This window comes from Pleomorphochaeta naphthae, from assembly GCF_055396005.1.
Window position 1 is genome coordinate 2,421,680 of the sequence record NZ_AP042457.1, and the last position, 14,300, is coordinate 2,435,979.

Genomic DNA, 14,300 nt, shown 5'->3' on the forward strand with positions numbered 1-14,300 from the left:
AATCTACCTCCTAAACATTCCATAATCTATTGAATATATATATCCGTTATCAATATAACTTTTTGGGATTTCTAAATAACAATAAATATTCATTATATGATTTTTTGATAAATTCATCCGTTGTGAATAAAATTCAAGTATCTCATTATAATTCAAATTTAGCCAAGAATTTTGTATCTTAGATTGCTCAATTTCAAGATGATATGTATTTTTTATTGGTGTTATATTTTGTTTATCGTCTTTTTCATAAAAATTTAATTGTTCATCCTCGTCTAATAAAATATATATTTTTTTGTTTTCACTTGAATCTCTAAACTTAGCATATATTTGAGGCAATCCTGTGAGATACCAATTACCACTATAATAACCATTAACTGATTCAGGTCCCAACGCTCGTTCATCTGGCAATAAAAAGGACTCTATTAATCGATGTTCTATATTAATAAATTCATCATTAACATTATCTGATTCCTTCAATCTAGGGATTGAGTTTATACTCGTATTTAAAACTTTTTCATTTAATATTTGTTTTAAATCATGAGTTTTTAATTTAAATTTATTACTAATTTCATACCCAGGGTTTCTAAAAACAAACTTTTCATCATTTTCTAAAGAATTAAAATTGTATTCTAATATCAATACATTAGGATGATTAATATATTTTGTTCTATGGCGTAGGACTCTTCCAGATAGTTGTATTATTGATCTGTATGAAGAGGGTTCAACAATAGCCCAATCAAAATCATGATCTCTTCCAACTTCTTCTATGGGAGTAGCCACTACTATAAATACAATATTTTTCTTTTTAGATTTTTCAATATGGTTATTAATTAAAATATCTTCAAAACTTACAATATCGCCTTTTTCATTATCACGATGCAAAACTTTATCTAGATATCTTTCTATTTCATTTCTAATTAATAAAATATTTCTGCTATGATAACTTATAAATTTTATATCCACATTATCATTTTCGTAAGAATCTAATTGTTTTGAAAATTGAATACATGTATCTATATGTGCAAATCGAACAATCCCTATTGAAATTTTTTTCTTAGTATTTTTATCAATTACATAATTATTATTGTGTAATTGTTCTATGGAATTTAGAATAATTGAAAATACATCTTCCTTTGAAAATGTAGGGGAGAATTCTAATATTTTCCCTTTTCTTTTAATTCCATTATTTTTTTCAGACTGACGGATTAATTTAATCCGATTATTAATAAACTCATCATATTTCTTCCTGAACAAAATCATTTCAAAATCAATTTTTGTATCAAATACTTTAGATGAGAATTCATCAACAAAACATGATATTACATTATGATTACTTCCATAATAAGATTCAAAAATTTTTCTTCCTTTAATATAAGATTTATAAAATCCTATAGCGATTGATGGCGTAATCGTAGCAGATGATATTATCACCCTTCTACCAAGTAAGCCAGCTGTATGAACTAATCGAGAAACACAAATTAAATCTTTATCGGAAAACTCATCAATTTCATCAATTATTAAATCACTAGATAGTATACGTATGAAAGGCAAAATCCACTTACCTCCAACGTATACTTCACTTGCTGGCATCAAATGATCAATTGTACTAATTAGAATTGGGGCACAAAGCATTTTATTTTGCTTATCGCTTTTAATAATCGTTTTTAGAGAATTATCTGAAATGATATTCTCATAATCTATATCATCAAAACTTAGTTCTTCTAAATCAAATTCCCCTTCATTTAATTCATGTAATTTCTCAACATCCCGTGAACCAATTACAACAGCTAAATCAGTTTTATCAATATGTAATTTTTCTCTATACATATCACCTGTCTGTAAAGTCAAAGTTCTTAAACCAAGTGCAATAGAAAATCTTAAATCTCTAGAACTGGGAGTAATGCTATTAATTATTTTTGCATTTGCAAAAGTTTTTCCTGTGCCTGTTGAAGCTAAATTAACACAAAAGAAACCGCAATTTTCTTTTTTATCTTCTGAAATATTTTTTATTTTATTTGCAACTTTATCTTGCCAATAATATTTTGAATTTTTTAACGAAGATTTTCTTAATGCTTTAATTTCAGATAAAGCAGGAAAACTATTTAAAGTTTTATTAAGAATATATATTAATCTTAAAGATTCTTTTTCTACTCCAATCAAATGCTCTTCTAAATATTGTTTTAATTCTTTTGTCTTTTTATCTGTATTTGCAAATAAATCTAAAGTTTTCTCATTATATTTTGGGTTCTTTACTTGAGATGAGAAATAATAATCTCCTAATACTAGATATAATCGAGATTTCATAATTATCAGAAAAAATACATCTGAATCTTTGGCGTCATCAAATAATTTGAGATTATTTAGTAAACGACGACTCCATTTTATTACTTCTTTTATCCATGTTTTTGAAAAAACAATTCCCTTTGAAAACTTATTTAAATAATCATTATCAGTATTTTTTAAATACCCCCAATTTTCATTTAAATATTTGGTAAAAAATATATCTAAACTGTCACATTTTGCATTTAGATAATTCTTTTCATTTTTCTCATCATATAAAAAAGGACGTCTATGGTGTGATAAAATTAAATAAGAAATTAATTTTGCTAAATCAGGAATAAAATTAATTCTAGAAAGATTTACACCATTTTTCTTTAAATCATTTGAAATCTTTTTTGTTAAATCAAGAAATGAATCTTGCGAAAAAACGTTTAGCCATTCTTCATCAGTTTTCCCTGAAATAAATTTATTAAAAATTAAATATGAAATATATTCATGTCTAATTTTATCTGATTTTCTTATTCCTTTAAGTACTTCTTGAAATCCTTTTGAAGCTTTTCCTATGTCATGAAATAATGCAGCTATAGCTACAATGCATTTTACCAATTCTAAATATTTATCATTATTTTCCCAATCATTATGTAAAATGTTGTTTTTAGTTGAAGCTATTGGCACAATCCCTTCACATGTAAATCTGGACTTATTCCCAACAATCCATAATAGTTCTGTATTTTTTGCTTTATGAATCAAATGACAAGCTACTGAAGTGTTTTTAGTTGCTGTTTTTGAGAGATGTGATTTTACAGCAATCAAACCTTCTTTTGTGATATTAGTCTTCCATGTTTGATTCCCTATTCTATCTGCATATAAATCCAAAACTTTCTGAGTTTTTAATCTAGCTTTTTTTTCGCTCAATGATACAAAGATTACAACCATATTAGAAAACCTTAGAATATTTTTTAGCTACATATTTAATAGAATCAAACATATAATCTAATACTTTATAATCAGTAAAATATTTTATACATTCATTTCTAAATATCTCATCATCAAAATTATATTTTGCAGTACAAAAAGATAATGGTAAAACAATAGCATCTTTTATTAAATCAGCAACGTCAAAAACTAAAGCTCCTCTTCTCGTTTTACCATGAAACAGTGCAAAAGCCGGAGGGATTCCTAAAGCCCACAAAGATACAGAAGCCAAGCCATATGCTAAATAATTTCCATGATTTAAATTACTATTTATTACATCATTACTTTCTCTATCTCTAGTAAATGTTTCAAGACCAATTTTTTTACAACTAATTTTATATAGATTTTTTGTAAAATTAGCCTCTTTTAATAAAACTTCATTTACTGTATTTGCTTGAGATATCTGTTGATTATAATTTTCCAATATTCTTTGAATTTCAAAATCATCATCAATAAATCCATTTTCATGGAATAATTTATCCTTAGAATATACTTTTCTTATAAAATCTATTCTCATCTTTTGAAAATCTTTTGCTGCTAGTGTCCTATCTGTTTCATTATACCAAAATGAAAGCCAATTTTGCAAATATTCTGTAGGTCGATATTCATTCTTTGAAGAGATCCATTCAACTTCTGTCCCTGCAAATAAAGGAGTTCCATTACTGCCGGTAAATCCAATCATTACTCCTGCAGAAGCCAAGAATCTTACTGCTGCTTGAGTAATTGAGGTTCCTGTTCCCAATAATAAAACCGTAGTATTTGCTATTGGAATATTATAATAAAAATATTTATCTTTTACTTGAGTTAAATATACAACTCTGCCATCTTTAACCATTATTCGACATTTTTCCAAGTAATATAAATTTGCTCTTTTTGAATATAATATTGCCTTTAAATCTTTCAAATAGTTAGGATCCGAATTTAACATATTTTCTATAATACCATAAAAAATTTAATTACAAAACTAATTTATTTTGAATAAATTTCCTAAACTGGCCACCATGACATAGACATATCAAAAAAGCTAGATGAAAAATAAATTTTCCATCTAGCTTTTTGAACCTTAATAATAACTAATTTTATAAATTAATATTTTACATATTTATTATTTAAATTGCATCTTTGATAAACTTTTTATAGAAAATTTCTTTATCAACTTGGTTATTTTTATTTGCAATAACTGTAGTACATATTGCATCTCCTGTTATATTAACAGCAGTACGAGTCATATCTAAGATTCTATCTATTCCCATTATTAAAGCAATAGCTTCTATTGGAAGACCAACTGAGTTAAATACCATAGTTAAAGTAATTAAACCTACACTTGGAACTCCTGCTGTACCAATTGAAGCAATTGTAGCAGTACCGATTACTGTTAAGTAATCTACCATAGATAAATCTATCCCATAGGCTTGTGCGGCAAATACAACAGCAACCCCTTGCATTATACTTGTACCATCCATATTAATGGTAGCCCCAAGTGGAATTGTGAAAGATGAAATCTTTTTTGAAACACCTAATTTATCTTTTAAAGTTTCAATTGAGAGAGGAATAGTGGCATTAGATGTTGCAGTTGAGAATGCAAAGGCCATTACTGGGAAGAATTTTTTAATAAACACAACAGGATTTAAGCCTGTGCTTGTTTTCAATAAAATTGTGTACACAAAGAAACATTGGATAAATAACGCTAATAAAACAGATCCCATATATTTAAGCATAGGAACAAAAGCACTAAATCCAGTAGAAGCAAAAGTTCTTGCTATTAAACAAAAAACACCATATGGAGCTGCTTTCATAACAACCATTGTCATTTCCATCATGACATCGTTGAATTCACTAAAGAAGTTGCTTACGATAGAAACTTTATCATCTAACCTTGTCAAAATTATACCAACAAACAATGCAAAAAATATAACTTGAAGCATTTTACCATTTGTTAATCCATAAAATATATTAGTTGGGATAATATTTAATATAGTTTGAGTAAAAGGTGTTTTGGTTGAAACTGTTACATTATCCGCTGCTTGAATATTACTCATATTTAAGCCAATACCTGGATTTATAAAATTGGCAACTGTAAGAGCAACTGTAATAGCTAATGCTGTTGTAATCAAATAAAAGATGATTGTTCTAACCCCAACTTTCCCAAGTTGTTTTGTATCTCCAATAGCCATACTGCCACATACAAGAGAGCAAAAAACCAAGGGTACAACAAGCATCTGCATTAGCCTGATAAAACCTTGTCCAATAATATAGAACAAGCCATCTACAAAGACAACATCTCTTACATAACTTTGAGGAATCAAATAATTAAATATAAGTCCTAACAAAGCACCACCAATTAAACCAATAAATATTTGTGAGGATAAACCCATTTTTGTTTTTGTAATCTTTTCTTCTTTTTTCACTATTTCAATTCCTTTATGTATTCTGACAGAGCATCTTGCCATGATTTTGCTTTATATTTGTTCTCAAGTCTAATAATAAAATTATCTAATACAGCATAGGATGGATGATTCATAGAATATTCTGAATCTGCTTTATCTACATTATTTATTAGGCTATTTTTTAATCCTGCTAATTTTAAAATTTCTTTTGTAAAATCTATCCTGCTACATCTTCCACCACATGTAAAATGATATGTCCCATATTCATTAGTATTAATAATATGAAGAATAAATCTAGCAAGTTCTTTAGCACTAGTTGGTGTGCCTATTTGGTTTTTTGCGATATTTAATTGTTCGCCTTTTTTTGCTTTATCGAGAATATAAGTTACAAAATTATTTCCTTCACCATAAACCCAACTAGATCTAATTATAAAATGTTTTGGGGCAAATTCTTTTACAAAGTTCTCTCCGCAAAATTTTGACTTTCCATATACTGTGATAGGATTTGGTTTATCAAATTCTGTTATAGGTAAACTATTTTTACCATCAAAAACATCATCAGTTGAAATTTGTACTATTTTTGCATTTAGCTTCAAAGCAGCAATAGCAACATTTCTAGCTCCTAGTGCATTTACCTTATATGCAAGTTCAGGATTATCACTACATTCCTTCTCGCTTGCTATTCCCGCACAATTTATAATTACTTGTGGTCGATTTGTTTTACAAAAATTTAAGACTTCTTCAAGATCAGTAATGTCTAGTACCTCATGGTCAGTATCAAAAACTTCATAGCCTAAAGGGTTTAATACCTTATTAATAGCAGAACCTATTTGGCCTGTAGCTCCTGTGATCCAGATTTTTAACATAGTTCTTTCTCATCCTTTTTAAATAAAAATTTCTAATTAGTATTTAACGCTATATTAATTAATTTACTTACCAAATAATCCGTTATAAAAAAGTTTATAACGCATAAATAATGCATAAATATATAACGTATTTATACTAATAGAATTGTAATATCTCATATTTTTTAAATAAAATCAAATAGGCAATAGAATTAAGCACTTTAACCATTTTTGAATAAATGGAATATATATATGAAGACATATGTTAATTCAAATTATTTATTTTGTTTTTTAAATATTCATCTTTAACAATTTTATCAACTCTAATTAATCTTGGACGGTTATATCTTTGGGCTAAAATACATGGTAGATTAACTAGAATTGCATAGAATAACATACACCAAACTACATAGGGAGGACACCAAAGTCCAAAAACCCAAAATGGGAAAATTTGAAGCCAATGAGATATTTCAGCTCTTCCTGTTTGTAAGATAAATTCTTCAAGATATCCTCTCTCATAGGTTTTAAGATATTTTTTCTCAAAACCATTTTTATGAACTTTAGCTCCATCAGGAAGAAGATGTTTCCATCTATGAATTTTAAAAACTTTCTTATAAATTTGGCCTTCTTTCTCCCACTTGTAAGTTTTTAATAAAAATAAATTATCATTAAATTTATCTAATGGTATGCAATTACATATCATTGTCATAGTTAATTGCAATAAAGGCCAAACAATAAAAAAAGTAGCAACCATTTTCCATTCAGAAATAAATATAATTTGCATAAAAACCTCTACATCTCTCTTCCTTTCCAAGTAGTATTTTTAAAGAAAAACGTTTTAAAAAACGAATAAACAAAAATCAACATGAAGGCTAGTAAATAAAGCGGGTATAATAAGCTAACAAAAAAAGGGAAAGATCCTATATATTTAGAAGAATAATATAATTTCAAAGAAGTAAAAATATATATCCCCCCTAAAATAATTGATAAAAATAATTGATGATATACCACATTAGTAAAGAATAGATATGGAACTAAAATCAAATACGTTATCCAAATAAATACCATAATAAAAATACTAAAACTTATAGATAAAGCTGCTTGAGCAAAGTTTTTTGACCACCCTTCAACTAATTGGGAAAAGCTATCAGGATACATAGTAAATTTGATTTGATTACCTCCTAATAATAAATCTACGTCAATACCAACTTCTTTATAATATTTACCTAGAAATAAATCTTCCACTACTGCATTTTTAACGTTTTCATACCCCCCATGTTTTAGAAATAATTCTCTATCAATTATAAAGGTGGGGCCGTAAAAACCAACATAATCTTTTTTATGGAAGATGGTTAAATAAGTAACACAAAGTTGAATAAAATTAAAAAATATTGACAGATATTCATAATTCCTTTTTACGATATGATATGGTTGAACCGATAAGGGTTTCTTTTTCTTTTTATAATATGAGACTAAACTTTCTATAGCTGTCTTACTCAATCTAACATCACTATCTAAAAAGATAAGGACTTCTCCACTAGCTCTTAATGCCCCATTTTGACAAGCCCAAGTTTTACCTTTCCAACCGTCAGGCAAAGTGTCTAAAAATATATATTTTACATTATGTTTTTTTATTATAGCTGCAGTAGAATCAAAAGAATTATCATCAACACAAATAATTTCATGTAAATCAATAGTTTGATTTTCTAAATCTGTTAATAAATTATCAATTGTTTTTTCTTCGTTTCTAGCAGGTATAATTACAGATATTTTTATATCAGAATCACAATTTGATTCCTTTAATGTAGGAAATTTATAGAATAGTAAAATGAAAATCATTATCCCTACAACAATTATAATATAATTTACTAACACAGGATAACTTCCTCTCTTATAGTTTTTAAGTCAAATTATTTTTAATATAAAAATAACATTTTTATGGCATTATACCACATTTATGATATATACTATAAAAAAAATAAAGGAGAAATTAATGGAGCACAGAACCTTAATTATAGGAGGAGGCATTTCAGGCTTAATAACAGCTGCATACCTTGCCAAAAATAATTTTGCTGTAACTCTAATTGAAAAAACTGACAAAGTAGGAGGTTTGATTAGCAGTTTTAATAAAGATGGTTTTATTCTTGATAGCGGTATTAGAGCCACAGAAAACTCTGGCTCTCTCTTCCCTATGCTAAGAGATTTAAATATAAACTTAGAATTTTTAGAAAATACAGTTTCAATTAAAATTCAAGATCAAAATATAAATGTTATTAATAACGAGAGTATTTATGAATATGAAACTATGCTTACTAAAATATTCCCTAATGATAAAAATGAAATAAAGAAAATTATCGAGACAATAAGTCAAATCTCAAAATATATGGAAGTTCTCTACGGAATTGATAACCCCTTATTTTTGGATATGCAAAAAGATAAAGAATATTTATTAAAAACGGTTTTACCTTGGATGATAAAATATCAAAAAACAATAAAAAAAATTTCTAAGCTAAATGAACCTGTTAATCAATATTTATCAAAAATTACAAACAATCAAATTTTAATAGATATTATAACTCAACATTTCTTTTCTGATACTCCCACTTTTTTTGCTTTAAGTTATTTTAGATTATATAGTGATTATTATTACCCAAAAGGGGGAACTAAATCTCTAATTGATGCTATAGAAAAATATATTTTAGATCATAATGGTAAGATTATTAAAAATACTGAAATTAATAAAATTAATATAAAGAACAAAGAGGTTTTCTCAAATAGCACTTCTTTTAAACTGTAACTTTTAACATTTAGGGTTCTGAAGCCAATTAATTCTTCTTTTTAATTTCTTGGCTTTTGAACTTTATATCTAACTTTTCACACAAGATAGTAACATGCCTAGTGAATTTAGATAAATACCATTTATCTTCTATTTTTGTAGCTTTTATCTTTCTTAGAGTTGTTATTAGATCTGCTAAAGAAATGTTATTAGCTTCATTAATATTTGAGATTTCTTCTATAGCGTCCATACTCATCATCATACAAAGATGATTGATAAATAACCAAGCTTCAAGTGAATAATCATTTCTCATATAACTACTATCATAGCCTAATGTATTATCATAGGTTTTGAAAAATTGTTCTATTGCTTGACGTTGTTTATAAATAACATAAACTTGTTTAGCATTTAATTCTTTTCTGTTGGTTTTTATCGTTATAGTTCCAGTGGATACTTTATCCCTTATGATTTCAGAAATATCAAGAGGAACTAAAGCTGATAATTCTTCATCACTTAAACGACTTTTTGCTTTTAATCTTTTATCAAGAATTTCACCTTTATAGAGTTTATCTTGCTCTCTTCTCTTTAGCTCCCGCTTTCTCTTAATTTCAATACTGTTATTCTTTTTTTCAGTTCTTCTTATAACATCTTTTAATTCTGCATTATGTAAACTGCCATCTAAGTAGAGGTGAATATTATAATCATTCCCTTTAATAGTAAGACAGTGGATATTTCTATTATGATAAATAAAAGCATCTCTGTATTCTGCTATGCTTGCAGGTATCTTGCCTTTAGTTTCTAAATTACCTCGTCTAAGAGGAATTATATAATTCATTCCACTATCTTCAATTAAGTCAAAGTTATAATTACTACCAAATCCTTTATCTGCGATTATGGTAGCATCTTTGTCTTTTATATTGGTTTCTTTTATAATATCTTCAAATACAGATACATCAGGTACACTACCTATATATTGCTTATAATATTCGGGGTAACTTCCATTTGCATCCAAGGAAAACATATAGATAAGATTTACTTGTGGAGAGTATCTACTTTTTGAATCATATCCTACTTCAGCCATATCAAGATTTTTGGATGAGGAGATTATTCTATGTCCATCAAATAAAATAAATCTATCTTTATCTCTGGCATAGCTATTCATAAACTTTTTAATCCCCCCTCTATCTCGTCCAACATCTTTAAGCAAACTCGTTATTGTAGATGAAGATAAAGAGAGATTAGGAAAAACATTTGATATATAACTTGATTCATAATTAAGATCTATACGTTTAAAAGCCTTGCCATACAATATCCTTAGTATGGCAATAACATATAGTTGCTCCCCATAATAGGGAAAGCAATCCTTTAGTCTATCTAATATTGATCTAGACTTAGAGATAAAATAATATGAGGCTCCATACTCTTTAACCTCCATTTCTTTAAAAACAGAAGCTTTTACTTTCTTAGCTACAAACCCATCTTTGGTTATTTTACCAATCATTTTTCCAGAAACTTTGGTTGACTTTTTTGTTTCAGGATTATATTTAGTTTTTCTCTCATAAAGATACCAATTGCCACTAATATATTTAATTTCAGTATTTTTAGGCTTTTTATAATTTAGTACATATTCAGGTCTTTCGTGCTTAATTGCCATAATCATTTTACCACCATAATTTAGGGTGCTTATATTTTATGACAACTTTCTCTTTAAGTCAATTTAATTCGTTATTATATGGTTAATTAATAGAAGAAAAGAATGGGTTCCTAAAAATTGGAACCCTAAATATTAAAAGATACAGTTTAAATACGATAAGTTAGTATGGGCAGCAGATTTAAAACATTTATATAAAATTGTTAATGTTGAAAATGCCAATAACTATAATGTTAAAGAATATCATAAAGCAATGAACACCATACCAAATTCACATGGTAATGATTCAATCTATACCCTTTATTTAACCACTAATTTCGATTGTGAATATTATAATAATAAATGTACTGCTCACACTTTTTATACGCCAACAGTTTTGGGACTTTCATCCATGCCATTAAATGAACAACAACTAATTAGACTATTAAAAGATAATCCAACTACAAAAAAATCTATCTTAAAGAAATGGCTGAAAGAATTTGCGCTTAAAACAACCTACGAAATCTCTATTCCTGCTTTAAGAGATACTAGCTTAGCACCTAAAGGCAAATCTGCAATAATAATTAGCACTGTTTTTAACTATGATTTAACTTCATATTTAAATGATGAAAATTTATATCAATATTTTAAAGAGACCTTTAATAAATATATAATTGATATTTTTGAAAAATATATTTTTAATAATTTAAAAACTAATATAATTGATAACTTTAGTTCGACGCCATTAACTATTGAAAGATTACTTAATAATAGCGAAGGAGCTATCACAGGTTGGAGTTTCTCAAATGAAATACCAGTTGAAAATAGAATGAAGAAAATGGCTAAAGCAATTTTCACCCCTTTTGAGGATATCCTTCAAACAGGGCACTGGGTTTTCTCACCATCTGGAATGCCAACATCTATAATTATAGGAAAACTAGCTGCTGATAGAATTATAAAGATAGCAAAATAAATTAAGCAAACGATAATTTACGGTAAGCTCTCTTATATAAGTTAGTAAATAATTCGTAAATAGAACAAATCTTATCGCTCACACAAACTATAGCACTTTCTTTAGATTTAGGAAGAGCAAAAGTTATAGGGAACATATGCTTAATTATAATATCAATTTCTTTTTTAGTTAGAAAAAGATCCTCTTGAGCAGCAATAGCAGCCTTAATTGGATGTTGTCTTAAATGATGTTTTTTATTCACTTCATTTTTATCATGACAATCATAAAGATAATAATCATGTAATAGAGCACCTCTAGTTAATTGAAAGTAGTCTAATTTTAAATGAAGGAATTTTGATATAAAAACTGAAACATAAGCAACATTTACGCTATGCCTAAGTAAGGATGTCCCTAAATGATGGGAATATGCTCTAGTCTGTAGTAATCTTGTATTTCTACAAAGTTGATTGAAAGTATTTAAAAAAACTTCTATATCAACTCTGCTATTTTTTCTTTTTTTCACACGCAAAGTATAGTAATTAGATAAAAAAATTGATAGAGGTAACTAATATGAATATATAAAAAAAACACATTACTAACAAATTTCTAATATATTTTTTCATAGTTTTACTTTCATATTGCTTTTTATATTTAAATTATCAATAATAGAAAACATATAAGGAGTATAACAATAAATGGATACAAAAGCCATCAGAGATATGATGATTCAATATTACAAAGGTGATCCTAAAAGAATTCAACACTTTATAAAGGTTGAAGCTATTGCATCATTAATTGCTGAAAAAGAAAAAGTTGACAAAAAAACAGCCTTGATAATCTCTATATTAGGATATACCCATGATATAGGTATTAAAATAGCTGAAAAAGAATACGGTAGTACCTCTGGAAAACTTCAAGAAAAATTAGGAAAAGAACCTGCCTACAAAATGACTATCGATGCAGGATTTTCTAAAGATATTGCAGAGCGAGTTAGTTATGTTGTATCTAAACATCACACTTACGAAAATATTGAAGGCTTAGATTACCAAATTCTAGTTGAAGCGGATATAATTGTTAATATTTTTGAAGATAATATCTCAAAAGATATAATTCCAACCTTAGTTGATAACATATTTAAAACTAAAAGCGGTATCGACTTATTACATCAATTCTACGATTAATTTTAAATTAAAATTATAATTTTATAAAATTCACGATCAAAACTAATATCTCCAAAGTACAAAATAATAAATCAAACGCTTTGGAGTTTTTTTACTTTTGTTCTTGAAGTGAATTTCACTTCAAAACTTACTATTATTCAATGCTAAAACATAATTTTACACTATTTTTCTTATTTCTTTTATTACCTAACTTAAGAAGATGTTGTAGAATATAAGAAACACTTGTTTCTTATTGTACAAGAATCACTTATTAAAATATATAAATAAATCAATAACAATTATATTGATTATAATATATTTAAGGGAAATTAATATGATATATTTTATTCTAATTATTATTTTATGTTTCATCATAATCCGAATTTCCGTAGTAATCGCGGCTAAAAAAGTTTGTTCACCAAAAGTTAGGACATGGCAAGAAACTAAAGAAATTGAAAGCCAATATGAACAATGGTCTATTTATGACAAGATTGAAAAAGAAGAATTAAACTTTGAATTAAATGATGGATATTTAATCCATGGGACTTTTATCCAAGCACCAATTCCGTCTAATAAATATATAATTTTAACCCATGGCTTTAGATACTCTAGGCTTGGTGGTGTAAAATATTTAAAAATATTTTTAGAAAATAATTACAATATTTATTTATACGATTTAAGAAATCATGGGAAAAACAACCTAGATGGTATAATTCAAATGGGTGAAATTGAATATAAAGATTTAGCGCAAATAATAGATAAGTTTTATGAAAAATTTGGCTCGGATATAATTCTTGGCTTACACGGAGAATCTTTAGGTGCTTTTACATCAATGATGGTAACTAAAATTAGAGCTGATAAAATAAATTTTGTAATTGAAGATTGTGGGTACTCATACACTAGGGATGAATTAATTTATCAAATGCACAGACAACTTAAAATGCCAACTTCATTTTATGAATTAGTTTCAAGATATGCAAAATCAAAATACAATCAACATTGGGATGATATGGATTTAAAACCAGTTTTAAAAAACTGTGATGTTCCTATATTATTCATCCATGGGAAAAATGATAAATTCACACCACCAATTATGGCTAAACAACTATATGATGTGCATAAAGGGTTTAAAATGCTTTGTTATGTAGAAGGTGCATCTCACGCTCAAAGTGTAGTAACTGATCCAAAATTATATAAAGACACAGTAAATAAATTTCTTAAAGAAATTGGCTATTAATTATTAAAATTTACACTCACCAGTTTAAGTTTAAGATACAATTTAATAGTTTGCTTTG

Annotated in this window: 12 protein-coding genes; 4 read left to right on the forward strand and 8 right to left on the reverse strand. The window is 27.1% G+C overall.

Features of this window, described 5'->3' with window-relative positions; all coding sequences use genetic code 11:
• Positions 1–3: 3 nt before the first annotated feature.
• From cas3f to ACZ5SO_RS11100, 6 genes are all read right to left on the reverse strand, one after another.
• The gene (gene cas3f / locus ACZ5SO_RS11075; protein WP_464624640.1) at positions 4–3,216 is read right to left on the reverse strand and encodes a type I-F CRISPR-associated helicase Cas3f; all 3,213 of its coding nucleotides are present in this window, start codon (positions 3,214–3,216) and stop codon (positions 4–6) included.
• A gap of 1 nt (position 3,217) precedes the next feature.
• Positions 3,218–4,183 carry a type I-F CRISPR-associated endonuclease Cas1f gene (cas1f, locus tag ACZ5SO_RS11080; protein ID WP_464624642.1) on the reverse strand — a complete coding sequence of 322 codons (966 nt, stop codon included), beginning with the start codon at positions 4,181–4,183 and terminating at the stop codon, positions 3,218–3,220.
• Positions 4,184–4,364: 181 nt separating this feature from the next.
• On the reverse strand, positions 4,365–5,663 hold the full coding sequence (locus ACZ5SO_RS11085; RefSeq protein WP_464624643.1) for a dicarboxylate/amino acid:cation symporter: 1,299 nt from the start codon (positions 5,661–5,663) through the stop codon (positions 4,365–4,367).
• Positions 5,663–6,508: a dTDP-4-dehydrorhamnose reductase gene (gene rfbD, locus ACZ5SO_RS11090; RefSeq protein ID WP_464624645.1), complete on the reverse strand. Its 846-nt coding sequence runs from the start codon at positions 6,506–6,508 to the stop codon at positions 5,663–5,665. The genes ACZ5SO_RS11085 and rfbD overlap by 1 nt, the downstream gene beginning before the upstream one ends.
• Positions 6,509–6,752: 244 nt before the next feature.
• Complete coding sequence (locus ACZ5SO_RS11095) at positions 6,753–7,271, reverse strand: glycosyl-4,4'-diaponeurosporenoate acyltransferase CrtO family protein (protein WP_464624646.1); 519 nt, start codon at positions 7,269–7,271, stop codon at positions 6,753–6,755.
• Positions 7,272–7,279: 8 nt separating this feature from the next.
• A complete protein-coding gene (locus tag ACZ5SO_RS11100) occupies positions 7,280–8,362 on the reverse strand; it encodes a glycosyltransferase family 2 protein (protein WP_464624647.1) in 1,083 nt (360 codons plus the stop codon).
• Positions 8,363–8,480: 118 nt separating this feature from the next.
• On the opposite strand from ACZ5SO_RS11100, the gene ACZ5SO_RS11105 reads away from it, so the two are divergent.
• Positions 8,481–9,284 (forward strand): FAD-dependent oxidoreductase, encoded by an 804-nt coding sequence (locus ACZ5SO_RS11105; protein ID WP_464624648.1) that lies wholly within the window; start codon positions 8,481–8,483, stop codon positions 9,282–9,284.
• A 28-nt stretch (positions 9,285–9,312) separates the two neighbouring features.
• Here the strand turns inward: ACZ5SO_RS11105 and ACZ5SO_RS11110 are convergent, their stop codons facing one another.
• Entirely contained in the window at positions 9,313–10,917 is a 1,605-nt protein-coding gene (locus tag ACZ5SO_RS11110) for an IS1634 family transposase (RefSeq protein WP_464624650.1), read from the reverse strand.
• A 250-nt stretch (positions 10,918–11,167) separates the two neighbouring features.
• Here ACZ5SO_RS11110 and ACZ5SO_RS11115 point away from each other — a divergent pair, with 250 nt between their 5' ends.
• The gene (locus tag ACZ5SO_RS11115) at positions 11,168–11,866 is read left to right on the forward strand and encodes a hypothetical protein (RefSeq protein WP_464624651.1); all 699 of its coding nucleotides are present in this window, start codon (positions 11,168–11,170) and stop codon (positions 11,864–11,866) included.
• A gap of 1 nt (position 11,867) precedes the next feature.
• On the opposite strand, the gene ACZ5SO_RS11120 is transcribed toward ACZ5SO_RS11115, so the two are convergent.
• A complete protein-coding gene (locus tag ACZ5SO_RS11120; RefSeq protein ID WP_464624653.1) occupies positions 11,868–12,368 on the reverse strand; it encodes an HD domain-containing protein in 501 nt (166 codons plus the stop codon).
• Positions 12,369–12,540: 172 nt separating this feature from the next.
• Between ACZ5SO_RS11120 and ACZ5SO_RS11125 the strand changes: the two genes are divergently transcribed.
• Both ACZ5SO_RS11125 and ACZ5SO_RS11130 read left to right on the forward strand, forming a co-directional pair.
• A complete protein-coding gene (locus ACZ5SO_RS11125) occupies positions 12,541–13,026 on the forward strand; it encodes an HD domain-containing protein (RefSeq protein ID WP_464624654.1) in 486 nt (161 codons plus the stop codon).
• A gap of 313 nt (positions 13,027–13,339) precedes the next feature.
• Complete coding sequence (locus tag ACZ5SO_RS11130) at positions 13,340–14,242, forward strand: alpha/beta hydrolase (RefSeq protein WP_464624656.1); 903 nt, start codon at positions 13,340–13,342, stop codon at positions 14,240–14,242.
• Positions 14,243–14,300 lie beyond the last annotated feature (58 nt).